Origin of the sequence: Sedimentitalea sp. (assembly GCF_039973035.1) — a bacterium.
Taxonomy (GTDB): Bacteria; Pseudomonadota; Alphaproteobacteria; order Rhodobacterales; family Rhodobacteraceae; genus Sedimentitalea.
In genome coordinates this window covers 386,428-412,679 of the sequence record NZ_JBDWLR010000020.1, presented here as the reverse complement: position 1 = coordinate 412,679, position 26,252 = coordinate 386,428, and the positions used below count along the sequence as shown (strand labels likewise).

The window sequence follows — 26,252 nt, the reverse complement described above, 5'->3', positions numbered from 1 at the left end:
AGATGAAATCGGAGGCTCAGGGCGTTCGCTTGCCGTAGTATATGCCTACGACATGCTCGGCTTCGGCAAAGAACAACCACCGTGACACGATGGCGCCGAGCAGGTGTGACAGCACGGCAAATGCAGCAAACATGTGGTTGAATGGCAGCAAGATCAGGATGATCGGGAGCAGGATCATCAGGACCAGCGAGATTACACGCAGTTGCAAGCTGTGTTTGCGCCCGACGACGTAGACGAACTCCTTTAGCAGGTAGTTGGTGCCAGTATGAGGCGGTTCAAACGCGCTAAGCGTTCCTGTGCCACCCAGACCCGTCGCCGTTGCGAGGGTACTGCCGGATGCCGCCAGTGCCTTGTCGCCGACGATCCATGTCGTGATCTGGATTGCACCAGAAAGGGCCAGGAGGCCGATGGAGATGCTTGATTGTCCCGTCAACAAGGCACCGCCCGCGATGGACAGTGACAGCAGCAATGTAGGCGTCAAAGGTGAGTGCCAGCGCGGAACAGTGCGCAGCTGGGCATAGATCATCGAGGTGGTGAAGACGGTCAGAATGCTGGCAAGCGCACCGAAAAGACCAAGGGCGGTCCATCTCGTGTCAAAAAAGACCAGCCCACCCCCGTAGACCGCCATAACCAGCAGAGCCAACACCGCGCAGCAGCCTTCGCGGCTGAGCCAGCTTGTGCGCCATTGGCCGAACGCCTTGATTGCACGTTCCGGGTGGCCGAGGTGGAAGGTCGACGCCATCAGCCCGCCCACGGCAAGAACATACGCGATGGCAAAGAATGTGAAGGCGACCCAGCCGGTGACGTCGGGCATGCCCAGGCCAAGAAACGCAAGCATTCCAAAACCCGCGCCGGACATCACGGTGAACAGTATGACAGAAGGGGCGGGATGCATCAGCGTGTCTCGTCTTTTTGTGACGATCCGGGCAACCGGTCCAACGCCTTGTCCAGCCAGCCGAGAAAGCCTGTGGCTTCCTCGGCAACGGGTGCCAGAAGAGGGGCCAGTATATCAATCTGGTCTTCAAGCTGGTCCTTGGGGCGGGGCGGAAGATATTTGTTGACCGGTTTGGTGCCTTGTTCAGGCAACAGGTCGATGCCGCCGCGTTCCGCGCTCAACCGGGATACGTTGCTGTCGGGATCGGCGAAATCGCCGAAATGACGCGCCCCAGCTGGGCAGGTGCGCACGCAGGCGGGAACCCGGTCGGCTTCGGGCAGGTTTTCGTTATAGATCCGGTCCACGCATAGGGTGCATTTCTTCATCACGCCCTCAGCCGCGTCGAGTTCGCGCGCGCCGTAAGGGCAGGCCCAGGCACAGAGGCCGCAGCCGATGCAATCGCTCTCATTGACCAGAACGATACCGTCTTCGACACGTTTGTAGCTCGCACCGGTGGGGCAGACGGTGACACAGGGTGCATCGGTGCAATGCAGGCAGGATTTCGGGAAGTGAATCAGTTGAGCTGCGCCGGTTTCGGGCTGTACCTCGTAGCTGTGCACGCGGTTGAGAAAAGTGCCTGTGGGATCGGCACCATAGGCGTCCTGATCGGAAAGCGGTGCGCCGTAGTTTTCGGTGTTCCAGCCCTTGCAGCTGATCACGCAGGCGTGGCAACCGACGCAGGTGTCCAGATCGATGACAAGGCCCAGTTTCTTTTTGGTGCTGTTCGGAAGGCTGGTCATTTGCCGACCTTCCATGCGAGGTCCGTGGGGCCTTGGCCGACCGGGGACTGGATTGGCGGAAAGGCCGGGTCGCATTCGGCCGGGGCTGCAACCTTTTCGACTTTCACCCGCAGATCAAACCACGCCGCTTGGCCGGTGATCGGGTCAGAATTAGACCAGCGCAACCCATCGCCCTTTGGCGGTTGCAGCTCATGGATCAAATGATTGAGGAGGAAGCCTTTGGTCGCTTCGGGTGCGTCCTGATCAAGCGCCCAAGCGCCTTTGCGTTTGCCGATGGCGTTCCAGGTCCAAATCGTGTTCTCGTTCAGCCCACCATGATGCGCCACGGGGACGATGATTGACCCGTGGGCCGAGGTGATGCGCGCCCAGTCACCATCCTGAAACCCGTGTTGTTTCCAGAGCTTGGTCGGCACGTAGAGCGGGTTGCGCCCGTGCAACTGCCGCAGCCATGCGTTTTGGCTGCCCCAGCTGTGGTACACCGCCATCGGTCGTTGCGTCAGCGCGTGGATCGGGAAGTCACCGGTATCGACATTGTCGTCCTCAAACGGCGGATACCAGATCGGGAAGGGGTCCATGGTCTGCATGATGCGATCACGCAGGTGGTCGGGCGGTTGGCGTTCGCCATGGCCTTCGGCGGCGCGTTGGAATTTGCGCATCGGTTCGACGTAAAGTTGGAACAGGTAGGGCTGGGGGCTGTCAAAAAGGCCCATTCCGACAGCCCAGTTCTGGTATTCCATGTTCCATGGTTTGTAGTAGTCGGCCCCGGTTGGAATGTGATTGACGAAGAAACCACCGTTTTCGATGTATCGGTCAAGTTGTTCAGGGTTCACATCACCGCGTCCGGACTGGGTGCCATCGCCTCGATACCCGGCGAGCGGACCGATGCCCGGGCGGCGTTCGTGGTTCACGATATAATCGGCGTAATCGCTCCACCTGGGGCTGCGGTCCTCATTGGTAAAGCCGGGCAGTTTCATCCGGTTGGCCAATTGTACCAATGCCGTTTGAAATCCGCGCACATCGCGGTCGGGTTCGACCACGGGCCAGCGGATCGCGTCTGCTGCGGCGTCTGCCTCGCAGATCGGGCGATCCAGCAGGCTGATACAATCGTGCCGCTCCAGATAGGTGGTGTCGGGCAGGATCAGATCGGCATAGGCAACCATTTCGCTGGAATAGGCGTCGGAATAGATGATGTGGGGGATGACGTAATCGCCGTTCTCATCCTTGTCGGTCAGCATCTCCATGACGCCGCCGGTGTTCATCGACGAATTCCACGACATGTTCGCCATATACAGAAACAGCGTGTCGATCTTGTAAGGATCACCTGCGTGGGCGTTCGAGATCACCATGTGCATCAGACCATGGGCACTCATCGGGTTTTCCCATGTAAACGCCTTGTCGATGCGCGCAGCACTTCCATCTGGTTTGAGCGCGAGGTCTTCAGGACCCCGGACAAACCCCAGGTGCGGGCCGTTCAACGCGGCATCCGGTTGTGCGGCACAATGTGGGGTCGGATGGGCCTCGACCGGCTTGGGATAGGGCGGTTTGAAACGAAAGCCGCCGGGGACCTCGACCGTGCCGAGTAGAATCTGCAGCACATGCAGGGCGCGACAGGTCTGAAACCCGTTGGAATGGGCCGACACGCCGCGCATGGCGTGCATGGAAACGGGTCGACCGGTCATCTTGTGGTGCTTTTCACCGCGAAAATCGGTCCATTCCCGTTCGATTTCAAATGCTTCATCAAAGGCGACGCGGGCGAGTTCTGCGGCAATGGCTCGGATACGGTCCGCCGATATGCCGCAGCGCTCGGCGACCGCTTCGGGGGCGTGGTCCTCTGACAGGTATCGGTCGGCCATGTGTTGAAACACCGTTCGGTGGCCATCATGCGTGGCGCTCAGATCCGGGTAGATGCCGGCCGTGTCAAAGGCGGTGATCGCGCCGCTCTTGCGATCCCGGACCAGCGGCTTGTCATCATCGTCGCGCAGGAACAATCCGGTATCCTGATCCAGCAGCACGGGCGCGTTGGTGTAGCGAGACAGGTAGTCGAGATCGATCTTGCCCGCTTTCATCAGGCAATGAATCAGCGCCAGTACGAACAAGCCGTCCGTACCCGGCGTAATGCCGACCCACTCATCGGCGATTGCATTGTATCCGGTGCGGATCGGATTGACGCCGATCACCTTGGCGCCGCGTTCCTTCAGCTTGCCCAGACCCATCTTGATCGGGTTGCTGTCATGGTCCTCGGCGACACCAAACAGCAGGAACAGCTTGGTGTGATCCCAATCGGGTTGGCCAAACTCCCAGAAGGCCCCACCCATCGTATAGATACCGCCCGCCGCCATATTGACCGAACAGAACCCGCCATGCGCCGCATAGTTGGGCGTGCCATAGTTCTGCGCCCAGAAGCTGGTGAAGCTCTGGCTTTGATCGCGACCGGTGAAAAACGCGAGCTTTTCCGGCGCGTCGTGGCGGATGTTTTCCAACCAGCCGCAGGCGATCGACAGCGCGTCATCCCAGCTGATTTCCTGAAATTCGCCCGATCCGCGCGGCCCGACCCGACGCAGCGGTTTGCGCAGGCGCGAGGGCGCGTTGTGCTGCATGATGCCCGCTGACCCCTTGGCACAAAGAACGCCCTTGTTGACGGGATGATCCCGATTACCCTCGATATAGGCGACCTTGCCGTCCTTGAGGTGTACGTTGATGCCGCAGCGGCAGGCGCACATGTAACAGGTCGTTTTGCGAATCTCGTCAGAGACCTTGGGTGAAAGATCAAGCATCGGCTGGGTGTGAGGCATTCGGTCTCTTCCTGATTTCGATCACCCTAGGGAGTGGGATTGTTTCGGTAAAGATGTTTCGTTCCAGGCGGCCACAAAGAAATTTGTTCTGCAGATTTGGTGTATGGGAGAATTTTCGTTACCCGCGCGCCTCAATCGGCACATAGTCGCGGGCCTCGGGACCATTGTAGAGTGTCAGTGGCCGGATCAGGATATTGCCGCGTTGTTGTTCGATGCACTGGATCACCCAGCCAGGCATGCGACCGATTGCAAAGATTGGCACATAAAGGTCCATCGGAATGCCGTGCAGCTGATAGATCACGCCGGAATAGAAATCGACATTCACGTTCAACCCGTGACGCGCATAGGGCTTCATCGCTTCGACAACGGCCTGCAGGATCTCGTACCATTCCGGCGCGCCCATTTCCTCGCCGAGCTGACGCACACCTTCACGCATGTGCCGTGCGCGGGGGTCTTCCTTGCGATAGACGCGATGACCGAACCCCGTCACCGCTTCGCGGGCGCCTCGCTTGGCTTTGACGTAGGCGGCAGCGTTTTCCGGTTTGCCGATTTCATGCACCATTTTCATCACGTCTTCGGCGGCGCCGCCATGCGCAGGACCGGCGAGGGTCGACAATGCGGTCACGATGCCACCGTGCAGATTTGCCTCGGTTCCGATGGTGACGCGGGCGGCAAAGCTGCTTGCGTTGCTGCCGTGTTCAGCGTGCAGGATAAAATCCACATCCGCGAGGCGCGCAGCCTCGTCGCTCGGCTTTTCGCCTTTGAGCATCCACAACCAGTTGGCCGCATGGCCCAACGTTGCATCCGGTGCCACCGGATCGCGCCCATTGCGGATGGCCTCATGCGCGGCGATGATCATCGGCACCTGGCTGGTCAGGCGGAGGCCATTGGCGATGAATGCATCTTCGCCCACGGTCTGGCTGGCCGGTTCCAGCGCTGCCAGTGCTGAAACCGCCGTGCGCAACACATCCATCGGATGCCCGTCTTTGCAGGCGGCGATGATGTCAAAAACCTCGGTCGGCAGCGTGCGGGCAGCCTTGAGTTCTGCATCGAACGCAGCCAGTTCATCGGCGCTAGGCAACTCTCCGTGGATCAGCAGAAAACAGACCTCTTCAAAGCTCGACTTCGTGGCAAGATCGTGGATCGAATAGCCGCGATAAGTCAGTTCTCCGGCGGCGCCATCAATATCGCTGACAGCGGATCGTTCAAAATAGACGCCCTTGAGGCCACGGTTGATCTTGACGTTTTCGGTCATCGCTGTCTCCTTCGGAGCAAAACGGGGGATAAGATGTCGGCACTGGAACGGGCAGTCGATCGGGCAAAGGCAGGCAACGCGCGGGTGGTGTTTCCTGAAATGGAAGAGCCGCGCATTGCCGAGGCCGTGGCGCAGATGCAGGCCGAGGGCCTGTGCGTGCCAGTAGAGTTGGCCGAGGCCGACGATGAATTGGTTGCGGCGTTGGTCGATGCGCGCGGCATGAAAGAGGCGCTGGCTCGGCGGATGTTGTCGCGCCCTCTGTACCGCGCGGCGGCGATGGTCGCAGCGGGGCAAGCTGACGCAATGCTTGCCGGTGTGGTGCATTCGACCAAAAAGGTCATCGAAGCGGCGAGCATTGCCATCGGTCTCGCCGACGGGGTCGCGCTGCCATCGTCGTTCTTTCTGATGCGCTTTTCAGATGGTCGCGAGTTGATCTTTTCCGATTGTGGCCTGAATGTCGCGCCCGATGCCGAGGAACTCGCCGCGATTGCGCGCGCGTCTGAAACGACCGGACGGGCGCTACTGGGGCAGGCGCGGGTTGCGCTGCTGTCGTTTTCAACGGGCAGTTCCGGGTCGGGCGGCAGCGTGGACAAGGTGCGCGCCGCCGCCGCCGCGACGGGTTTTACAGGCCCGGTGCAGGGCGATGCGGCGCTGAACCCGGCAGTTGCGGCGCTGAAAGGATCAGGGCAAGGCGACGCCAATGTATTGATCTTTCCCGATCTCGACGCAGGCAATATCGCGTACAAACTGGCGCAGGAACTTGCGGGTGCGCAGGCCATCGGGCCGGTCCTGCAAGGATTTCGCAAGCCGGTCTGCGATCTGAGCCGGGGTGCGACAGTGCCCGACATCATCGCGGCCACCGCCGTGACATTGGCGCTGGCCTAGCGTTCGGCCCCATCGCGCTGCAACGGGGCCTCAGGCTGGTGTTGGCGATCATACCTCTTGAGGCCGCATGTCCTTTGCGCTGATCCCTGCCACTTGAACCGGGTTTTTCATCGCATCGCGGCGGAAGGGTTCGCCAAGCTCCTGATTGATCATCGCTTCGATCAGCGTGGTCGTCCCCGCCTTTTGATCGCGAACCGCCTGATCGAGTGCTTCGGTCAGTTCGTCCATTGTCCGAGCCACGACGCCTTTAAGGCCACAGGCATTGGCGATGCCGGCATAAGACACGTCGGTGTCCAGTTCAGTGCCGACAAAGTTGTCGTCAAACCACAGGGTCGAGTTGCGCTTTTCCGCGCCCCATTGATAGTTGCGGAACACAATCTGGGTCACGGCAGGCCATTCTTCGCGGCCGATCGCGGTCAATTCGTTGACCGCGATGCCAAAGGCACCATCGCCCGAAAATCCGACGACTGGCACATCCGGGCATCCGATCTTGGCCCCGATTACGGCGGGCAGGCCATAGCCGCAGGGACCAAACAGACCCGGTGCCAGATACTTGCGGCCTTCCTCGAACGAAGGATAAGCATTGCCGATGGCGCAGTTGTTGCCGATATCGGAACTGATGATCGCATCTGCGGGCAGCGCGGATTGGATTGCACGCCATGCCATGCGCGGGCTCATCCAGTCGGGTTTGTCCGCACGGGCGCGTTCGTTCCAGCTGGTGCCGGGATCATCGTCTTCGTGATCCATTGACGACAGTTGTTGCGCCCAACGGGATTTGGTTTCTGCGATCCGCGCCTTGCGGTCCGCGCGGCCTGCGTCGCCCGCATCATCAGACAGTTGCGCCAGAATACCGTTGGCGACCTTGGCGGCGTCACCGACGATGCCCACGGTGACCTTCTTGGTCAGGCCGATCCGATCCGGGTTGATATCGACCTGGATAATCTTGGCATCCGCCGGCCAGTATTCCATGCCATATCCGGGCAGGGTCGAAAACGGATTCAGCCGGGTGCCGAGGCACAGAACAACGTCTGCGGATTTGATCAGGTCCATGCCCGCCTTGGAGCCGTTGTAACCCAGTGGGCCAGCGAACAATGGGTGATTGCCGGGAAAGGCGTCGTTGTGTTGATAGCCGACGCAAACAGGGGCATCCAGACGCTCGGCCAGCGCCATTGACGCGGCGATCCCGCCTTTGGACAGCACCACGCCAGCACCGTTCAGGATCACCGGGTTTTGCGCTTCGCTCAACAGTTTGGCGGCCATCGCGACCGAGTTTTCGCCACCGGGAGAACGTTCAAACTCAATTGGTTCGGGAATTTCGATGTCGACCACCTGTGTCCACATATCGCGGGGGATGTTCAGCTGTGCGGGTCCTGACAGGCGCTTGGCCTGCGCAATCACGCGGGTCAGAACCTCGGCGACGCGCGACGGATCGCGGACCTCTTCCTGATAGGCGACCATGTCTTCGAACAGTTTCATCTGCTCGACTTCCTGAAATCCGCCCTGACCGATCGTCTTGTTGGCGGCCTGCGGAGTCACCAGCAACAGCGGCGTGTGGTTCCAGTAGGCAGTCTTTACGGCGGTGACAAAGTTGGTGATGCCGGGGCCGTTCTGGGCGATCATCATGCTCATCTTGCCGGTGGCGCGGGTATAGCCGTCGGCCATCATCCCGGCGCTGCCTTCGTGGGCGCAGTCCCAGAACGTGATACCGGCCTTGGGAAACAGGTCGGAAATCGGCATCATGGCCGACCCGATGATCCCGAACGCATGTTCAATGCCGTGCATTTGCAGCGTTTTGACAAAGCCTTCTTCGGTGGTCATTTTCATCTGGAAATCTCCCCGGAAACACAATTTGCCGACGATGCATGTCGGCTTGGTTGATGATGTTCTAAGGGTCGCGCAGAATGCCGGTTAGGGCCAGATTGCCAATCAATTTAGGTCCAGAAACTTTCAGGCTTTCAAACATTGGGCGATCCGTTCGATTCCCGCAGGAATTCTGGATGCCGGAATCGACGAGTACCCCAACCTGTAGAAATTCTCTGGTTGCTCCGGACCGGAAAAGAACGGCTTGCCGGGTTCGATCAATACCCCGTTTCGAGCCAGAGACTGCGCGACAGTTGACATATTCGCCCCGTTCTCGGCCCGCATCCACAACGATGAACCACCATAGACACCCCGACCCGCGATGGTCAGGCCATGCTCGTCCACGGCCTGTTCAATGACCTGCCGGCGTTCATGCAGGGCCTTGGACATGCGCCGGATTTGTGCATCAAAATGTCCGAGGCTGAGGAAATAGGCGGCGGTGCGCTGCAAATGGCCGGGCGGATGGCGCAATACGCTGGCGCGCAGCGCACGGGCCTGCCGGATGAACGGTTCGGACCCGACAATGTACCCGAGCCTAAGCCCCGGACAGAGAGATTTTGAAAAACTGCCGACATAGATCACTCGCCCGTCGCTGTCCAAGGACTTGAGCGAGGGGGAGGGGGCAGCAAGGAACGCCAGTTCGAACTCGTAATCATCCTCAACGATCAGAGCATCCAGTTCGCGGGCGCGATCAAGCAAGACGCGCCGACGCGCCAGCGGCATGGTCGCCGTGGTCGGCGATTGGTGGCTGGGCGTGGTAAAGATCACGTCGGTGTCGGATGGCAACTCCTGTGGCGGCAATCCATCGGCATCCACCCGCAGTGGGGCCATTTGGCACCCTGATTGCCTGAGAATATCGCGCAGGGCGTGATAGCAGGGATCTTCGACTGCCGCCTTGCGCGTGGGATCGAGCAACACCTGAGCGGTCAACCAAAGCGCGTTCTGCGCGCCCATTGTGATCAGGATTTCCTCGGGCCTGGCCGCAATTCCGCGCCGGGGAAGGGTGTGGCGCGCGATGAATTCCACCAGCAGTGGATCGTCCTGATCGTAGTAATCCCCGGTCAACGAGGTGAAATCCTTTTGCCCTAATGCGCGCAACGCGCAGAGCCGCCAGTTTGCATGGTCAAACAGGGTTGGATCAGCCTGACCGTAAATGAACGGATAGCGATAGCTGTGCCAGTCACCGGGCTTTTGAGGCGTATCTCCGCCGGTAAACGTGCGGCTGAAGGCACGGGGCCAGTCGACCCGATCCTGCCTACGGTGCGACGGGGCATAGACCGGCGGCACGGGCGCATTGTCGGACACGAAATAACCCGACCGGCCACGCGACGTTAGATAATCGTTCGCCAGCAACTCGGTATAGGCCAGCGTCACGGTAATCCGACTGACGCCGAGATGGTTGGCCAGTTTGCGCGAGGATGGAAGTTTTTCGCCCCGGTGAAACCGGCCCGACAGAATGCCCTCGGCGACCACCTGCTGGATCTGCGCTTGCAAGGTTCCCTGCGCGTCCGGATTCAGAAAAAAGGTCTCAACCGATATTGCCATGCTGCAGGATAGACTGGACTTAAAATTCTTGCAATCTGGACTTAACGACGCAGCCCTGTTCAGCCGGTTTTCTTCCAAATCCCATGAGCACCCGAGACACAACTGAGTTCCGGAAAACGCACCAGATCCTCGGGCAGCACTGCAATCAGATAGGCGGACTGTTGCATCGATGCGACAAGATGCGACTCGTATCGCTGCATCATGTCCGGATCGTGAAACGGTCGAAAGGAAAAGATCACGTCGTGCCCGGCGTAATCATAGATCATGGCATCCGCGACGCTCAATTCCGTGTCGAGACCAAACGCGGCCTTGCCCTCTGCAATCCGGTTCGCGTCGATATCAAACCCGGCGAGCGCCTTGGTTTTGAGCACGTTGCCTGTACGTGCCAGCGCGAGATTGCGCCCGGTGCCACAGCCGACATCGAGAAACCGAACAGGGCGGTGGCGCAAGACGGGATCATCATAGTCCGGGTCGAGCGCCAGAACCCGTTCGATCAGAATGAGCAGATCAAAGAATCGCGCGGGATTGATCGGGAGATACCCAAAGGAGCCTTCATGACCCTTGAGCGTCTGAACGTCCTGTGTGCCGCGCGCGAAGTCCTTTGGGTCGAGCCAGGCTGAAATGCTGCGGGACAAGGCGCCTTTGCAGCGTTCGGCCTCTGCCAGTTCGACCTGCGCGAGGGCGAGCGCATCCGTGTGCTGTTCATGCTTGCTGGCATAGGCCTGCGAGGCTTGATGGTATCCTTTGCGCGCACTGGCAAAGTTTCGTCGCGCCCGGTCGAGCGCTTTGCGCAACATTTCGCTGCGGGCGTTCAACGAGCGCAGGTTCGCCCCCAGATTGGCCGATGGAGATTTTGTGGTGTTGACCAACAGGGTATCGATCCGGCCACTGACGGCATCGAATTTCTTCTGCACCTCGTCCAGCTCGATCATGGCGTTGTCCAATGTACCAAGCGCGGCATGCAGCCGGGAAGAAGCGCGGTCTTGCGAGGTATCAGGGGCGTGCATGGCAGCGTCCTTTGCGAGCAGCGGCGGTTACGCCATTCTGCACAGCTTGGACAATGGACAAAGACCTTTCGGCTAAATTCATGTGGGGCAGGCAAACACCAATCCGCAATCATGGCGCCGATTTCCGCCGGGGGCTGTGGTCGGGAAAGCAGCGAATGCCGGAGCGGGATGGTCTCTGCCTGCCGCTCCGGCCTCTATCAGTTAGCCAAACACCCGGCCCAATGCACCATCCACCGCGTCGGTGATGCGATCGATGTCATCCGTCGTGGCAATCAGCGCGGGCGAGAAGCAAAGTGTGTTGTTATAGCCCGGCACTGAGCGATTGGTCATGCCGATGATGACGCCTTGTGCCATGCATTCGGCAACCACCGCCGCCACCTTCTTTTCCGCCATCGGCGCGCGGCTGTCACGATCCTGAACCAGCTCTGCACCAAGGAACAGGCCTTTGCCGCGCACGTCACCGATGACCGCGTGTTTCTCCATCAGGGCATTCAGGTTGTCCATCATCCGCGCGCCCATCTGGGTGGTGTTCTCCAGCAGGTTTTCGGCTTCGATGATGCGGAGGTTCTCCATCGCCGCAGCCGGCCCGGCGGTGCAGCCGCCAAAGGTCGAGATATCGCGGAAATAGTCGAGCGGGTCGTCGGCATTCGCCTTGAACTTGTCGAACACACCTTCGTTGGTCACGAGGCAGGCGATCGCGGCATAACCGGACGCAACGCCCTTGGCCATTGTCACCATATCGGGTTTCACGCCGTAGTGTTGATAACCAAACCAGCTTCCTGTGCGACCCACGCCACAGACGACCTCGTCGATATGCAGCAACAATTCATATTTCTTGCAGATCTCTTGCACTCGCTCCCAATAACCGCTCGGCGGGGTGATCACGCCGCCGCCTGCTGTCACCGGTTCAAGACATAGTGAACCGACGGTGTCGGGACCTTCGCGCAGGATCGCTGCTTCGATCTGGTCGGCGGCCCACAGGCCATAGTTTTCGACCGGCGCGCCCTCCTGTTCAAAGGCGCGGTATTCCAGACAATGAGGGACGCGTACAAAACCGGGTGTGAACGGGCCATATTGCGCGTTGCGCTCGTCCTGACCGCCTGCTGACAGGCACCCGATCGTGGTCCCGTGGTAATCGCGGTCGCGGTACAGGATCTTGTGCTTTTTGCCGCCAAACTTCTTGTGCGCGATCTGGCGCACCATCTTGAAGGCTTTCTCGTTCGCCTCAGACCCCGAGTTGCAGTAGTAGACCCGGCTCATGCCCGGCATCTTTTCGATCAGCTTTTCGGCGAACATTGCGCCCGGGATCGATCCGGCGGACCCGGCGAAATAGTTAAGCTTGATCAGTTGGTCGCGCACCGCGTTGGCGATGGATTCCCGCCCGTAGCCGACATTCACTGTCCAGACGCCACCAGACACCGCATCCAGATGCTCTTTGCCCTTCTGGTCCCAGACACGCATGCCTTTGCCCTCGACGATGATCTTGGGATCAATCGTCTCATAGGGTTTGTGCTGGCTCAGGTGGTGCCAGATATGGGCTTTGTCGGCCTCGACCACATGAGAAATATCATTTTCGTTGAACGTACCGTCCATGGCATGTCCTTTCAGGAAACAGGGGTGCGCATGACACTTCGGGCATCGTTTGCCAGAGTCGCCATCCTGACAGCTTGAGCGCAATTCGCGAGCAGTTCGTAGGGCCAGATGCGCCTGCAGAATAAGTCCAATTTCGCACCGAAGTCGTTGCGGCACCAACTGAAAATCAGTCTAAACTATTGAATTTTAATATCAAAGTATGAATGCGTGAGGCTTCCCTGACATCCACACATTGCCTTGCCGCTCAAGAGCGACCCATAAAACCATTGATCGAGATGCAGAATTGCGCTCCGATTGACGTAAGGTGCCAGTTCTGCGGATCGCAGCGATGGCGTCATGCCAGAGACGGTTGACCGTCCGACTAGTTGAAAATCTGCCGAAAGGGCAGAGAACAGGGAGAAACTGAATGAAACTTAAATCCAGACTGATGGGTGCTGTGGCTGGCGTGGCAGCTTTGACCGCGGCACACGCGGCCTCTGCCCAAGAGATCACCGTCGGCTATTTCCTCGAATGGCCAATGCCGTTCGAATACGCCAAGGTGCAAGGCACATATGACGAAGAAATGGGCGTGACCGTCAACTGGGTCAGCTTTGATACCGGCACCGCGATGAGTGCTGCGATGGCCTCGGGCGATGTGCAGCTTAGCGTCAGTCAGGGTGTTCCGCCATTTGTTGTCGCCGTCAGTGCCGGGCAGGATTTGCAGGCGCTGGATGTTGCCGTTTCCTATTCTGAAAACGACAACTGCGTTGTGCATGCCGATCACGAGATCGACAAGGAGTCCGCCAGCGAACTCGCGGGCAAGAAAGTGGCTGTACCTTTGGGAACAGCGGCCCACTACGGCTTTCTGAAGCAGATGGATCATTTTGGGGTCCCTCTGGACAGCCTTGAAGTCGTTGATATGGCGCCGCCTGATGGCGCTGCCGCGCTCGCACAAGGTGCGGTTGACATGTCCTGCGGGTGGGGCGGATCGCTGCGCCGGATGCTGGAACATGGCAACATCCTGTTGACCGGTGCCGAAAAAGAAGAACTGGGCATTCTGGTCTTTGACGTCACATCGGGGCCGGCGAACTGGGTTGCCGAAAACTCTGACCTCGTGGCAAAGTTCCTCAAGGTGACGGCGGATGCCAACGCGATGTGGGCCGATGAGGACAACCGCGCGATGATGTTGCCGGTCATCGCCAAGGATGCCGGTATGGATGCAGACGCGACCGCCGAAACGCTTGCCACATTCCGGTTCCCCACGGTTGAGGAACAGCTGACCGCCAAGTGGTTGGGCGGCGGTGCGCAAGGCTTCATGAAGGGCGTTGCAGACGTGTTTGTCGCGTCCGGCAGTATCGATGCGGCCAAGGGCAGCTATGAAAATGCGGTAAACACCGGCCCACTTGCGGCCGCTGGCGGATCGTAGGACCGTCCGGGGCCGAGCGATGATTTCTCGCCCGGCCCGACTACAAACGAGCCCCCGACAAAATTGCTGTTTGGAGACGCCCGGATGACCTATCGACGGCAATTGATTTCGAACGGTAATCCGATGGAAGCCGTGGTCGGATTCAGCCGAGCGGTTCGTGTCGGGCCCTACATAGCCATCGGAGGCACCGCACCGGTTGACGCGGACGGCAATACCGTTGGCATCGGGGATGTGGCCGCGCAAACGCGCCAGTGTATCGAGATCATCAAGTTGGCGTTGGAACAGGCGGGTTCGGGCCTGCAGGATGTGGTGCGCACACGGGTGCTTCTGACGGATATCGACAATTGGAAAGCGGCGATCGACGTGCGCAAAGAATATTTTCGTGATGTGCGCCCCGTTGATACGATCATGGCCGTCAGCCGGTTTGTGAACCCCGAATGGCTGGTGGAACTGGAAGCTGACGCAATCATTGCCGGTACCGCCGGCCAATAAGGCAGAAGGGAAACGCCAATCTCATGACCGGACTTGCCCTCGAAAAGTTGTCCATGCGTTTTGAATTACCTGACGGTGGTTCGGTACAGGCGCTCAAGGACGTGTCACTGACCTTGAATCAGGGTGAACTGTTGTCGGTTCTCGGCCCGTCAGGGTGTGGCAAGACCACGCTACTTAACATCGTGGCAGGGTTCCTCGCCCCAACCGAAGGGCAGATTGTCCTGAATGGACATACGGTGACCGGCCCGGATGCCGAGCGCGGCATGGTGTTTCAGCAAGGCGCCTTGTTTGAGTGGATGAGCGTACGCGAGAATGTCGGCTTTGGCCCGCGCATGAAAGGGATGCCTAAGAACGATATGGCCGAAACTGTGGATCATCTGCTTGATGTGGTCGGCTTGGGGGATTTCAAAGACAAGGCGGTCTATGAACTCTCTGGGGGCATGCAACAGCGGGTGGCGCTGGCGCGATGTCTGGCCAATGATCCCGATGTGATCCTGATGGACGAACCACTTGGCGCGCTTGACGCGCTGACACGGGAAAAGATGCAGTCGCTGGTCCTGAAGCTCTGGAAGGAAACTGGCAAGACCATCATCCTGATCACCCACTCAGTCGAAGAGGCATTGCTGTTGGGCGAACGGTTGCTGGTCATGGCGCCGCGACCGGGGCGCATCCACAAGGAATATCGCCTGCCCTTTGCCGATCTCGGGGTCGGACAGGACCTTCGAGAGGTCAAGAAACACCCTGACTTCGCGGTCAAACGCGAAGAGATTCTTGGCATGATCTGGGATATGGAAGAAGAAATCATGGGACGTACGGAGGCCAGCACATGATACCTCTGCTGATTTATGTTGCTATCTTTGTGGTCTCTTATTTTGTGGTCACCAAGCTGATCCACCATGCGGCCCGCAATGACTACACATCGCTCAAGACAGTGACGTTCGGAGACGAGAGTGCGGTCACGCCGAATCGGGCGGCTTCGGTCATCTCTATCCTGTCTTTGTTTTTGCTGTGGGGCATGTTCACCGGATCGGTTCTGTTGCCCAAGTTCCTGCATATGCCGGGACCGTTCGAAGGCACGGCCAGCTTTGAGTATACCGCACAATTGCCGGACGGGACCCGTGATACTGCAACGGTCACGGTGCTGGTACATCCCGTGGATCAGGAGGTGACCGCTCCGGACGTGGACCCAGGGGATGGCTGGGCCAAGAATGATTCCGCCAGCATCGGCGTCTGGCGCAGCGGTCTGATCAGGGTCGACAGGAATGACGAAATGGGCCGCGATGAGGGCGCAGAGGTTGTTGCGGTCAACGGCACACCGATCGCTCCGGGTGGTGAGGTCGACACCGAATTTGGACGCGTCGGCATGAGCCCCAAGGGCACGTTGAACTTTGAACCGGCCAAGGGTTGGCAGATGGAGCCGATCTGGCTGCCCGCACCCGAGGACGTGGTCAAGCGGGTCGCCGAAATCGCCAGGGAAGGCTTTCGCGGATCAACCCTTTGGGAGCATCTTGGGTATTCTCTGTTCCGTGTCGTGCTTGGTTTCTTCTTTGGGGCGCTGATCGGTATTCCGCTTGGCTATGCGATGGGGCTTTCGGACTGGTTCCGGGGCTGGTTCGATCCAATTGTCGAATTCATGCGACCTGTTCCACCTCTTGCGTTGATCCCGTTGGTCATCATCTGGGCCGGAATCGGGGAAACAGGAAAGATCATCCTCTTGTTTCTTGCAGCGCTCTGGATCATGGCGATCGCGGCGCGTTCGGGCGTGTCTGGCGTCAACATCTCCAAGGTCCACGCGGCGTATTCTCTCGGCGCCAGCAAGAGCCAGATCATGCGCTATGTGATCGTGCCCAATTCGTTGCCAGAAATCTTTACCGGTGCGCGGGTCGCGATGGGTGTGTGTTGGGGCACGGTGGTTGCCGCCGAACTTGTCGCCGCCGAAAAGGGTGCGGGCATGATGATCATGGTCGCATCCAAGTTTCAGAATACCGATATAGTGATCATGGGTATCATCCTGATCGGCATCATCGGATTCGGGATCGACATCCTGATGCGGTGGGCCGAACGGGTTCTCGTGCCGTGGAAAGGCAAAGGCTGAGCAGCCACGCCATTCGGTTCTGAAAGCGATCCCATGCCGGCGGGTTTCTGGCATGGGACCGGCCTAATTTCAAAAGCCAGACCGGATAATTGCACGCGCCCGATATTGCGCCGAAGTTCTTTCGCTTTTGGCCTTCCAATTTGCGGGAAATACTGCATTTTGCCTTCATGACGCTTTCGGCGAGTAGGCGTCGCTTTTAACACGCCTTAGCTGAGTTCAGGCGGGTCTGGGCGGTGCCGCTCTTGCCGAATGCGCGTCTTGAATCAAACGCAAACTCATGGAGTTTTTAATGACTATTACGCGAAACGTTGCGACAGCATGTGCTGCTCTTTCTCTGTCGGTCGGTGCCGCACTGGCGTCTGACGGCGTTCTGCCGTCGAGCGACAGCGTGTTCACCAAGTGGGGCGAGACCGAAGGCTGGACAATCTATCAGGATGAGACACGTAAATCCTGCCTCGCCGAGCGCGTCGACGATCTCGGCAACGTCTTGCAAATGGGGCTGACCGCCGACCACGCGCTTGGCTATATCGGTGTGTTTACGCAGGCCGATATCGGGCTGTCCGGCGGCAAGGAAAAGCTGCTGATTGCGATTGATGGCGACCTGTATGAAGGTGAAGCCCAGCAAAAGAGCAAGCACCTCGCTGATGGCTATACTGGCGGTTATGTCGTATCAAACGACCCCGACTTTATCACCGACGTGATGAAGAAGTACGAGATGGTGGTGATGCCAGAGCATGAGGGCGCCTTTGTGATCAGCCTTGAAGGGACGCTCAAAGCCATCGAGGAAAGCCGCAAGTGCAACGAAGAAGTCGGCGCCTGATCTAGGCCCGCCAAACCGTTTGTCGGATTGAACAGCACCCACCGCGGCATCGCGGTGGGTGCACTTTTTTACAGACAGTCGAGCAACAGCGCCTTGGTGTTCTCGGGTGTCATCGTCACCGGATTGCCTCCCGTGCTGGGATCGTTAAGCGCCGATGCGACGAGCGCGTCGATGTCAGGATCACTAACCCCAAGTTCGGTCAGCGTTTCGGGGATGCCCAGACGCTCTGTCAGGCTCCCGACAAAGTCGTAGAACCCGTCAAATCCACCCTTGATGTCCAGATAGGCGGCCGCCATCGCCAACCGATCCTCGATCGCGGGGCGATTAAAGCGCAGCACCGGCTGCATGACCACGGCGTTGGTGGTGCCGTGGTGGGTGTTGAACACGGCGCCGATGGGATGCGACAGGGCGTGGATCGCGCCAAGTCCCTTCTGGAATGCGGTTGCACCCATCATGGCCGCACTCATCATCTCGGCTCGCGCCTCAAGATCGGTACCATCGGCGTAGGCGGCAGGCAGGTTTTCCTTGACCAGCCGCATCCCTTCCAGGGCGATGCCCTGGCTCATCGGATGGTAATGCGGCGAACAGAAGGCTTCGAGACAATGGGCAAAGGCGTCCATCCCGGTGCCTGCCGTGATCGCACGGGGCATGTCGACGGTCAGCTTCGGGTCGGCAATCACCACCGCAGGCAGGATCTTTGGGTGAAAGATGATCTTTTTCTCGTGCGTCACCGAATTGGTCAGTACCGATGCGCGCCCAACCTCAGACCCGGTGCCTGCTGTGGTTGGAACCGCGATGATCGGCGCGATGGCGTCTGCGTCGGCACGGCTCCACCAGTCGCCGACGTCTTCGAAATCCCACACAGGACGGTTCTGGCCAGCCATAAAGGCGACCAACTTGCCCAGATCAAGACCCGAGCCACCGCCAAACGCGACGACGCCGTCATGGCCACCGTCGCGATAGGCGGCGACACCCGCAGCTAGGTTGATTTCGTTCGGGTTGGGATCGACATCGTGAAACATCGCCCGACCCAGCCCCGCTGAGTCCAGAACATCCATCGCCTGCTGGGTGATGGGCAGGTTCGACAACCCTCTGTCGGTGACCAGCAGCGGGCGCTTGATCCCGTTTGCCTCGCAGGCCTCTGCCAGCTCACAAATTCGGCCGGCGCCAAATCGGATCGCGGTGGGGTATGACCAGTTCACATTGGCAGTCATTGCAGTTTCCTCAGATGATAGGATTTCGGGCGTGTCAGGTTATGATAGCCGATCACCGAAAGCCCGCCGCCACGTCCGGTGTCTTTGCAACCGGTCCAGCAGAGTGCGGGATCAAGATAATCAGCGCGGTTCATGAAAACGGTGCCAGTTTCAAGCTGTGCACCAATAGCCTCGGCGCGAGCTGTGTCGGCGGTCCAGACCGATGCGGTCAGCCCAAAATCGCTGTCATTCATCAGCGCGATGGCCTCGGCGTCGTCGGCAACGGGCATGATCCCGACTACGGGGCCAAAGCTCTCTTCGCGCATGACGCGCATGGAGTGGTCCACGTCGATCAGGATCTGTGGCATCAAATAGGCACCGGTATCGGCCGGGAACAACGCTGGATCGACCAGCGCCTTTGCCCCGGCATCAACGGCTTCTTGGGTCTGGGCGCGTACGAGATCGGCAAAGCGGGCCTGTGCCATCGGTCCGAGCGTGGTTTCCGGCTCCAGCGGATTGCCAAGACGATAGTCGCTGACAATCGCGACGGCCTTTTCCACAAACGCGTCAAACAGCGACTGATGCACATAAATGCGCTCGATCCCACAACAACATTGGCCGGAATTGAACATCGCGCCGTCAATTAGCGTGTCCACGGCGGTGTCCAGATCGGCATCTTCGGCGACATAGCCGGGGTCTTTGCCGCCCAGTTCCAGACCCAGCCCGGTGAAGGTGCCTGCCGCTGCCATTTCGATGGCGCGACCGCCGCCGACAGAGCCGGTGAAGTTCACAAAGTCAAAGGCGCGATCTGCGATCAGGGCAGAGGTTGTGTCGTGGTCCAGAAACACGTTCTGAAACACGTCCTCGGGGATACCGGCCGCGTGGAATGCCGCAGCCAGTCGCTCGCCCACCAGCGGCGTCTGACTGGCGTGTTTCAAAACCACGGCGTTGCCCGCGATCAACGCCGGCGCAACCGTGTTGATCGCCGTCATGTAGGGATAGTTCCACGGGGCGATGACCAAGACGACCCCATGGGCCTCGCGTACGATATAGCGCTTGAAGGCATCGCTGTCTTCGATCTCGATTGGCGCCAGCGCCTCTTCGGCGATCCGTGCCATATGGGTCGCGCGTTCCTCGAAGCCGCCGAATTCTCCGCCATAGCGTATCGGCCGGCCCATTTGATGTGCCAGTTCGGGCACAATCTCGTCATTCATTGCGCCGATATTTGCGACACCTTTCATGACCAAATCGATCCGTTCGGACAAGGGTCGCGCGGCCCATGTGTTTTGCGCGGCACGGGCGCGCGCGACCGCCGCCGTGGCCTCGGTCGCGGTCAGACAGGGACGAGATGCATAAACCGTGCCGTCGATGGGAGAGATGCATTGCACCGATGCGTTCATATTGGGGTCTCCAGAAAATTCAGGGAATCAGGCGGTGTCAGGCCCGTTCAAAGCCTCGGGCGATTTCGTAATCAGTTACCGCCTTGTCAAACTCTTCGGTCTCCCACTCAGCCGCGCGGGTGTAGTGGTCTATCACATCTTCGCCCATGGCAGAGCGTAACATCGCAGAACCGCTCAGCGTTGCCAGCGCATCGCGCAGCGTGCGGGGGATTTCACTGACGCGTTGCGCTTCGTAGACATCGCCGGTGGTGGGCGGTTGCAGGTCCAGTTTCTCTTCGATCCCGGCCAGCCCGGCGGCCAGTTGTGCCGCTTGCGCGAGATAGGGGTTCATGTCCGACCCCGGTATCCGGCATTCGACCCTGACACCCTTGGTATCAGCACCACACAGGCGGAATCCAGCGGTGCGGTTATCCACTGACCAGACCGTCTTGGTCGGGGCAAAGGTGCCTTTGGAAAAGCGTTTGTAGCTGTTGATATAGGGGGCCATGAACACGGTCATGTCGGGCGCGTATTTGATCAAACCCGCCATATAGTGCCGCATCAGGTCAGACATCCCGTGGTCGCCCGCCGGATCATGAAAGGCGTTGCTCCCATCTTTCCAGAGCGACTGATGGACATGTGCAGAACTGCCGACACGGTCCGGATGCCATTTGGGCAGGAAACTGGCGGCATGGCCCTGCTGGTCGGCGATCTCTTTGGTCGCGTGTTTGGCGATCGTGTGGAAATCTGCGGTGTCCAGCGCGGGACCGTATTTGATGTTCAGCTCTTCCTGGCCGGCCTCGGCCTCGCCCTTGGAGTTCTCGATGGGGATGCCAGCGGCGTAGAGGTGATTGCGCAGAGGGCGCATGACGTGTTCTTCGCGGCTGGTTTGCAGGATGCTGTAGTCTTCGTTGTAGCCGCTGATCGGCGTCAGATTGCGGTATCCGCCTTTGGCGATTTCGGCAAAGGACTGCTCGAATAGAAAGAACTCCAACTCGGTGGCCATGACTGGGGTCAGCCCCATCGCCTCGCAGCGCGCAATCTGGCGTTTCAGCACCGCGCGAGGAGAATGGCTGATCGGTTCGTGGTTGTGATGGTCCAACACATCGCAGAGCACCATGACGGTGCCGTCGAGCCACGGCATCGGGCGGATGGTGGTCAGATCCGGCTTCATGACATAGTCGCCATAGCCAGATTGCCAGCTTGTGCTGGCATAGCCATCGGGTGTTGCCATTTCCAGATCGGTGGCCAGAAGGTAGTTGCAGCAATGGGTTTCTTCCCAGGCACTGCTGACGAAATGTTGCGCGTGAAAGCGTTTGCCCATCAGGCGACCCTGCATGTCGACGATGCAGGCCAGTACGGTATCGATCGTACCGTCTTCCACTGCCGCCTTCAGCGCATCGAATTTCATCAGTCCCGGCATGATCTGCCCCTTGTTTTTATTGGTGGTCTTGGCGCGACTGCCCCGGACTTGGACCGGGGCAGTCGCCGTTCATGATGGCCGCGGACCCTAGCCGTAGCGATAGGGGCGCCCGGCCTTTTGCATGTCGGCGTTATACCGTTTGAAGATCTCGACAACCTTGGCCTTGGTTTCGGATTCGGCTGCGATTTCATCCCAGAAGGTCAGCGCCGCAGCTTCGACCGTGGCCCATTCCTCATCCGGAATCGACGTCAGTTCCATTTCCGTACCATTCACACGCAGGTCAGCCTCGCCTCCCCAGTACCACCACTGACGATAGTAATGCGATTGATCGCAGCAGACTTGGAACAGGGTTTGCAGATCTTCGGGCAACTCGTTCCAGCGTTCCATATTGGCAAAGAAATGCCCGATCCATGCGCCGGAAATGTTGTTTGTGAGGAAGTAGTTGGTCACTTTTGACCAGCCGACCGTATAATCCTCGGTGATACCGGACCATGCAACCCCGTCCAGTTCGCCGGTCTGCATCGCGACTTCGATATCCTCCCACGGCAGGGTCACCGGCACGACACCAAACTGCGCCAGGAACCGGCCTGCTGTTGGGAAGGTAAAGACGCGTTTGCCCTTCAAATCCTCAAGGCTGCGGATCGGGTCCTTAGTGGCGAAATGGCACGGATCCCATGATCCCGCGCTGATATGCTTGACGCCGACCTTGGAATATTCCTCGTCCCAGATTTCCTTGAGGCCGTATTGGTTGAACAGCACCGGCACATCCAAAGAGTAGCGCGAGCCAAATGGGAAATAGCCCCCAAAGACAGTCACTTCGGTGGGTGACGCCATCGAGTCGTCATCGGATTGGACCGCGTCGATGGTGCCACGCTGCAATGCCTGAAACAACTCACCTGTCGGCACCAGCTGGTCCGCCAGGTAAAGTTCGATCTGCATCCGGTCACCGGCGATCTTGTTGAACATGTCCACCGCCGGTTTGACAACATGGTCAGACAGGGGCGTGCCGGCATAGGTCTGCAATCGCCAGGTGATGGTGGACTGCGCCAACGCCGGCGTTGCCAGTGGTGCGGCGGCCGCGCCAAGCGCTGTGGCTTTCAGGAACTTGCGTCTGGTGGTCATTGGTCTCTCTCCTTGTTGGGTGTTGTTATTGTCGTCCCTCTCTTGGCCGGAGGGTTAACTTCCGTAAATCCAGTTCGGCAACCACAGGGCAATCTGCGGGAAGCATATAATCAGCGTCAGGGCGGCGATCATCACCAGCACAAATGGCAGGATCGATCCATATATATCCCGCAACGTGATCTCGGGTGGTGCCATCGCGCGCATCAGGAACAGGTTATAGCCAAAGGGCGGTGTCATATAGGCAATCTGTGTGGTGATTGTGTAAAGCACGCCGTACCAGATCAGATCAAAGCCAAGCGCCCCGACCAGCGGCACGTAAAGCGGCGCAACGATTACCAGCATCGCGGTGTCATCCAGAAACGTGCCCATCAGGATAAAGCTGAGCTGCATCAGGATGAGGATGACCCAGGGATTAAGGCCCAGTTTTTCAGTGAACAGGCTTTCTATCGCCTTGACCGCGCCCAGCCCGTCAAACACCGCGCCAAAGGCGAGGGCGGCGAGAATGATCCACATGAACATACAGGATATGCCGAGCGTGTTGCGGACTGAGTTCTCAAAGACTCCGCATGTCATGCGACCTTTGAGAACAGCCGCGCCAAAGGCCGTCATCGCGCCAATGGCCGAGCTTTCGACCAAGCTGGTCCAGCCGTTCACGAATGGGATCATCATCGCGAAAAAGATGCCAAACGGCAGCAGGCCGGCCTGCAACAGGCGCAGTTTTTCGCGCATCGGCATATCGCGCTCTTCCGGCGGCAGGGCCGGACCGAGTGATGGCGTGATCTTGCATCGGATCACGATGTACAGAATGAACATCGCCGCCATCATCAAACCCGGCACCACGCCAGCGAGCCAAAGCTGGCCCACCGGCTGGCGCGCGATCATCGCATAGAGAACCAGCACAACCGATGGAGGGACGAGGATACCCAGAGACGATCCGGCCTGAATAACCCCTGTAACCATGCGCTTGTCATAGTTGCGCCGCAATAGTTCCGGCAGCGCGATGGTCGCGCCGATCGCCATACCGGCAACCGACAGCCCGTTCATCGCCGAGATCAGAACCATCAAACCGATGGTGCCAACAGCCAGCCCGCCCGACAAGCCACCCATCCACACATGAAACATCTTGTAAAGATCGTCGGCGATGCGCGATTCACTGAGGACGTAGCCCATGAAGATGAACATCGGCAACGTCAGCAACGGATACCATTTCATCAGTTTCATGGCCGCCGAAAACCCGAGATCATAACCACCCCGGTCGCCCCAGAGCAGCAGGGCCGCCACCACAGCAACAAACCCGATGGCACCGAACACCCGCTGCCCGGTCAACAGCATCAACATCATCGTCGAAAACATCAGCGCGGCGATCAATTCATAGGACATCAGGTCTTTTCTCCCATGTCCTGCCCCGAGAGCCGCAGGATGTCCTTGAACAATTCGCTGATTGCCTGAAGCAGCATCAGCGCAATACCTGTGATCATGATCACCTTGATCGGCCACAGATACGGCCGCCAGGCCGTCGGGCTGCGTTCGCCACCGTATTTGAATGAATAGATCGTGCTGTCGATGCCACCCCACAGCAGGATGGCCAGATAAAAGATCAGGAATAGAACGGTGATCGCATCGGTCCCCGCCTTGCGCCGGTCGCTCCATTCTCCATAGAGCAAATCCATGCGCACGTTTGAGCCAAGCTGAAGCGAATAGGGCCCGCCGAGGATGTAATAGGCGACCATCGCGAACTGTGCCATTTCCAGCGTCCAGAGCGACGGGACGCTGAATGTCTTGGAGATCGAGGACCAGAGCAGGATCGCCACCATCACAAAGATGCCGTACATCACGATCCGGCCGAGCCGGTAGTTAATCGCATCAACGACGCGAACATAGCCCTTGAGCGCACCGATCATGTGGCCACCTTGAACGGCAGGTCCACATTCAAATCAGCACAGGCGGCGGCGATCCATCGGGTCAGCATTGCCGCCATCGCCGTTTGCGCGGCAGCATCGCGGATCAGGTCGTTGCGAATCTCCAGCATGACGTTGACCGCTCCGACAGGCAGCGCATGGGTGCGCAACGTATGAGTCACGCCGTCCTGTGGCCCGTAGGGATCATTCAGCCGCACGATTCGGTCTGTGTGATCGGCGGCGTTTGACATCATAGCGCGGGCCAGTCGGTCGTCGGTGTCGTGGAGTAGCCCGATTTCAACATCCCGCCGTTGGCCCCGATAGATTGGGGTAAAACTGTGTACCGTGATCATGACGGGCGGATTGGCAAACCGCGTGACCACGCCCTGCAATGCCTCGCGGAACGGGTCGTGTATGACGTGGGTCCGGTGGGCAAGCTCACCGTCGCTGAGGTTCTGATTGCCGGGTATCTCGTGGATTTCGCTGCGCTCCGGGACAGCGTCCGGCGCTTCGGGTGGGCGATTGCAATCAAACAGCAGGCGCGACAGTTCACCCGCGACCAGCGGCGCGTCCATTGCCTCGCACAATTCATGGGCAACAGCCAGCGCACCGGGATCCCATGCGATGTGGCTGTCCAAAAGGTCCGGGGGCAATCCCAGCGTGCCATACTGCGCAGGGATGGTTTTGGATGCGTGCTCGCAAACCACCACAACAGGCCCGCGACCGTCGCGATTGTGCACGGCGACTGCCGCGTTCTTCTGATCCGCGTCTGAATTTGGCATGTTCAAAACTGGTTCACTCACCCCTGTTGTGAAAAGTTTTCTTCACAGAATGCCGTTCTGTCAATCAAACTCTGAAATTATTTCTTCACGAGACGCAAGGCTGTTGGTATTGTAAGCAAAACGGAGGGCGAACCGCGTGTCGGACGCATCGGAAACTATCGCGGAACGGCTGCAGGCGGCGTTTGATTCGCTCACACGGGCGGAAAAGCAGTTGGCTGATTCTCTGTTACAAGGTTATCCGGTGTCTGGACTGTCTTCGATCACCCAAGTTGCGCAAAATGCCGAGGTATCGACGCCAACCGTGGTGCGGATGGTGCAGAAACTCGGCTTTTCCGGGTTCCCCGCGTTTCAGGCGGCGCTGCGGGACGAATTGGAAGCCAAGATCTCCGACCCCATCAGCAAGCGCAACATCTGGGCGGAAAAGGCCCCGGAGGCCCATATCCTGAACCGGTTCACCGACGCTGTGATCGGTAACATCCGCCAGACGCTGACACAGATCGACCCCGAAATGTTCGAGCGTTGCTGTCGGATGCTTGCCGATTCCGAACGGTCGGTTTACGTCGTCGGTGGAAGAATCACGCGGTCATTGGCAGAACACTTCTTCCTGCACATGCAGGTTTTGCGTGCGAACGTGACCCATATTCAGTCGATCTCGAACGCGTGGCCCCACTACCTGCTGGACGTCAAGGCGGGCGATGTCGTGGTGATCTTTGATGTGCGCCGCTATGAAAACTCGACCCTCAAACTCGCTGAAATGGCGCGCGAGCGGGGTGCGGTGATTGTGCTCTTTACCGATCAATGGCGCTCGCCGGTTCATGATCTGGCCGATTGTTCGTTCTGCGGGCGGATCGTGGTGCCCTCGGCCTGGGATTCGTCGGTGACGTTGCTCTTGATGCTGGAAACGGTGATCGCGGATGTGCAGGAACGCACGTGGACTACGACACGCGACCGGATGGAAGCGTTGGAAGAGATGTTTGACCGTACCCGCTTTTTTCGGAAGTTCACATAATGCGGCGAGTGCAGGTGCATATT

22 protein-coding genes are annotated in these 26,252 nt (G+C 59.0%); 7 read left to right on the top strand and 15 right to left on the bottom strand.

The genetic code is table 11. From position 1 onward, the window contains the following. Positions 1-16: 16 nt before the first annotated feature. From ABJO75_RS04840 to ABJO75_RS04825, 4 genes are all read right to left on the bottom strand, one after another. Positions 17-895: a DmsC/YnfH family molybdoenzyme membrane anchor subunit gene (locus tag ABJO75_RS04840; RefSeq protein WP_348131832.1), complete on the bottom strand. Its 879-nt coding sequence runs from the start codon at positions 893-895 to the stop codon at positions 17-19. After that, entirely contained in the window at positions 895-1,674 is a 780-nt protein-coding gene (locus ABJO75_RS04835) for a 4Fe-4S dicluster domain-containing protein (RefSeq protein ID WP_348131829.1), read from the bottom strand. The genes ABJO75_RS04840 and ABJO75_RS04835 overlap by 1 nt, the downstream gene beginning before the upstream one ends. Further along, positions 1,671-4,466 carry a molybdopterin oxidoreductase family protein gene (locus ABJO75_RS04830; protein ID WP_348131826.1) on the bottom strand — a complete coding sequence of 932 codons (2,796 nt, stop codon included), beginning with the start codon at positions 4,464-4,466 and terminating at the stop codon, positions 1,671-1,673. Before ABJO75_RS04830 ends, ABJO75_RS04835 begins: the two co-directional genes overlap by 4 nt. Positions 4,467-4,584: 118 nt before the next feature. Next, the gene (locus ABJO75_RS04825; RefSeq protein WP_348131823.1) at positions 4,585-5,721 is read right to left on the bottom strand and encodes a citrate/2-methylcitrate synthase; all 1,137 of its coding nucleotides are present in this window, start codon (positions 5,719-5,721) and stop codon (positions 4,585-4,587) included. A gap of 33 nt (positions 5,722-5,754) precedes the next feature. On the opposite strand from ABJO75_RS04825, the gene ABJO75_RS04820 reads away from it, so the two are divergent. Continuing rightward, positions 5,755-6,606 carry a phosphate acyltransferase gene (locus ABJO75_RS04820; protein ID WP_348131821.1) on the top strand — a complete coding sequence of 284 codons (852 nt, stop codon included), beginning with the start codon at positions 5,755-5,757 and terminating at the stop codon, positions 6,604-6,606. Between the two features lie 48 nt (positions 6,607-6,654). Here the strand turns inward: ABJO75_RS04820 and xsc are convergent, their stop codons facing one another. The 4 genes from xsc to ABJO75_RS04800 all read right to left on the bottom strand — a co-directional run bounded on the left by xsc (position 6,655) and on the right by ABJO75_RS04800 (position 12,611). Beyond that, positions 6,655-8,430 carry a sulfoacetaldehyde acetyltransferase gene (xsc, locus tag ABJO75_RS04815; protein WP_348131818.1) on the bottom strand — a complete coding sequence of 592 codons (1,776 nt, stop codon included), beginning with the start codon at positions 8,428-8,430 and terminating at the stop codon, positions 6,655-6,657. A gap of 123 nt (positions 8,431-8,553) precedes the next feature. Beyond that, positions 8,554-10,011 (bottom strand): PLP-dependent aminotransferase family protein, encoded by a 1,458-nt coding sequence (locus ABJO75_RS04810; protein WP_348131816.1) that lies wholly within the window; start codon positions 10,009-10,011, stop codon positions 8,554-8,556. Between the two features lie 59 nt (positions 10,012-10,070). Further along, on the bottom strand, positions 10,071-11,018 hold the full coding sequence (locus tag ABJO75_RS04805) for a class I SAM-dependent methyltransferase (protein ID WP_348131813.1): 948 nt from the start codon (positions 11,016-11,018) through the stop codon (positions 10,071-10,073). Positions 11,019-11,219: 201 nt separating this feature from the next. Continuing rightward, the gene (locus ABJO75_RS04800) at positions 11,220-12,611 is read right to left on the bottom strand and encodes an aminotransferase class III-fold pyridoxal phosphate-dependent enzyme (protein ID WP_348131810.1); all 1,392 of its coding nucleotides are present in this window, start codon (positions 12,609-12,611) and stop codon (positions 11,220-11,222) included. Between the two features lie 406 nt (positions 12,612-13,017). Here ABJO75_RS04800 and ABJO75_RS04795 point away from each other — a divergent pair, with 406 nt between their 5' ends. From ABJO75_RS04795 to ABJO75_RS04775, 5 genes are all read left to right on the top strand, one after another. Next, a complete protein-coding gene (locus ABJO75_RS04795) occupies positions 13,018-14,016 on the top strand; it encodes an ABC transporter substrate-binding protein (protein WP_348131807.1) in 999 nt (332 codons plus the stop codon). An 84-nt stretch (positions 14,017-14,100) separates the two neighbouring features. Next, the gene (locus tag ABJO75_RS04790) at positions 14,101-14,508 is read left to right on the top strand and encodes a RidA family protein (RefSeq protein ID WP_348131804.1); all 408 of its coding nucleotides are present in this window, start codon (positions 14,101-14,103) and stop codon (positions 14,506-14,508) included. Positions 14,509-14,531: 23 nt separating this feature from the next. Next, positions 14,532-15,338, top strand: a complete 807-nt coding sequence (locus ABJO75_RS04785) for an ABC transporter ATP-binding protein (protein ID WP_348131801.1) — start codon at positions 14,532-14,534, stop codon at positions 15,336-15,338. Further along, on the top strand, positions 15,335-16,603 hold the full coding sequence (locus ABJO75_RS04780) for an ABC transporter permease subunit (RefSeq protein WP_348131798.1): 1,269 nt from the start codon (positions 15,335-15,337) through the stop codon (positions 16,601-16,603). Before ABJO75_RS04785 ends, ABJO75_RS04780 begins: the two co-directional genes overlap by 4 nt. A gap of 289 nt (positions 16,604-16,892) precedes the next feature. After that, a complete protein-coding gene (locus tag ABJO75_RS04775; RefSeq protein WP_348131795.1) occupies positions 16,893-17,423 on the top strand; it encodes a hypothetical protein in 531 nt (176 codons plus the stop codon). Between the two features lie 68 nt (positions 17,424-17,491). Here the strand turns inward: ABJO75_RS04775 and ABJO75_RS04770 are convergent, their stop codons facing one another. The 7 genes from ABJO75_RS04770 to ABJO75_RS04740 all read right to left on the bottom strand — a co-directional run bounded on the left by ABJO75_RS04770 (position 17,492) and on the right by ABJO75_RS04740 (position 25,220). After that, positions 17,492-18,637 carry an iron-containing alcohol dehydrogenase gene (locus tag ABJO75_RS04770; RefSeq protein ID WP_348131792.1) on the bottom strand — a complete coding sequence of 382 codons (1,146 nt, stop codon included), beginning with the start codon at positions 18,635-18,637 and terminating at the stop codon, positions 17,492-17,494. Next, positions 18,634-20,016 carry an aldehyde dehydrogenase family protein gene (locus ABJO75_RS04765; RefSeq protein ID WP_348131789.1) on the bottom strand — a complete coding sequence of 461 codons (1,383 nt, stop codon included), beginning with the start codon at positions 20,014-20,016 and terminating at the stop codon, positions 18,634-18,636. Before ABJO75_RS04765 ends, ABJO75_RS04770 begins: the two co-directional genes overlap by 4 nt. A 37-nt stretch (positions 20,017-20,053) precedes the next feature. After that, positions 20,054-21,418, bottom strand: a complete 1,365-nt coding sequence (locus ABJO75_RS04760; protein WP_348131786.1) for a glutamine synthetase family protein — start codon at positions 21,416-21,418, stop codon at positions 20,054-20,056. 87 nt (positions 21,419-21,505) lie between these two features. Next, on the bottom strand, positions 21,506-22,540 hold the full coding sequence (locus ABJO75_RS04755) for a TRAP transporter substrate-binding protein (RefSeq protein WP_348131783.1): 1,035 nt from the start codon (positions 22,538-22,540) through the stop codon (positions 21,506-21,508). A gap of 54 nt (positions 22,541-22,594) precedes the next feature. Then, the gene (locus tag ABJO75_RS04750; RefSeq protein WP_348131780.1) at positions 22,595-23,920 is read right to left on the bottom strand and encodes a TRAP transporter large permease subunit; all 1,326 of its coding nucleotides are present in this window, start codon (positions 23,918-23,920) and stop codon (positions 22,595-22,597) included. Beyond that, a complete protein-coding gene (locus ABJO75_RS04745) occupies positions 23,920-24,441 on the bottom strand; it encodes a TRAP transporter small permease subunit (protein WP_348131777.1) in 522 nt (173 codons plus the stop codon). Before ABJO75_RS04745 ends, ABJO75_RS04750 begins: the two co-directional genes overlap by 1 nt. Next, a complete protein-coding gene (locus tag ABJO75_RS04740) occupies positions 24,438-25,220 on the bottom strand; it encodes an N-formylglutamate amidohydrolase (protein WP_348131774.1) in 783 nt (260 codons plus the stop codon). The genes ABJO75_RS04745 and ABJO75_RS04740 overlap by 4 nt, the downstream gene beginning before the upstream one ends. Positions 25,221-25,356: 136 nt before the next feature. Between ABJO75_RS04740 and ABJO75_RS04735 the strand changes: the two genes are divergently transcribed. Beyond that, on the top strand, positions 25,357-26,229 hold the full coding sequence (locus tag ABJO75_RS04735; RefSeq protein WP_348131772.1) for a MurR/RpiR family transcriptional regulator: 873 nt from the start codon (positions 25,357-25,359) through the stop codon (positions 26,227-26,229). Positions 26,230-26,252 lie beyond the last annotated feature (23 nt).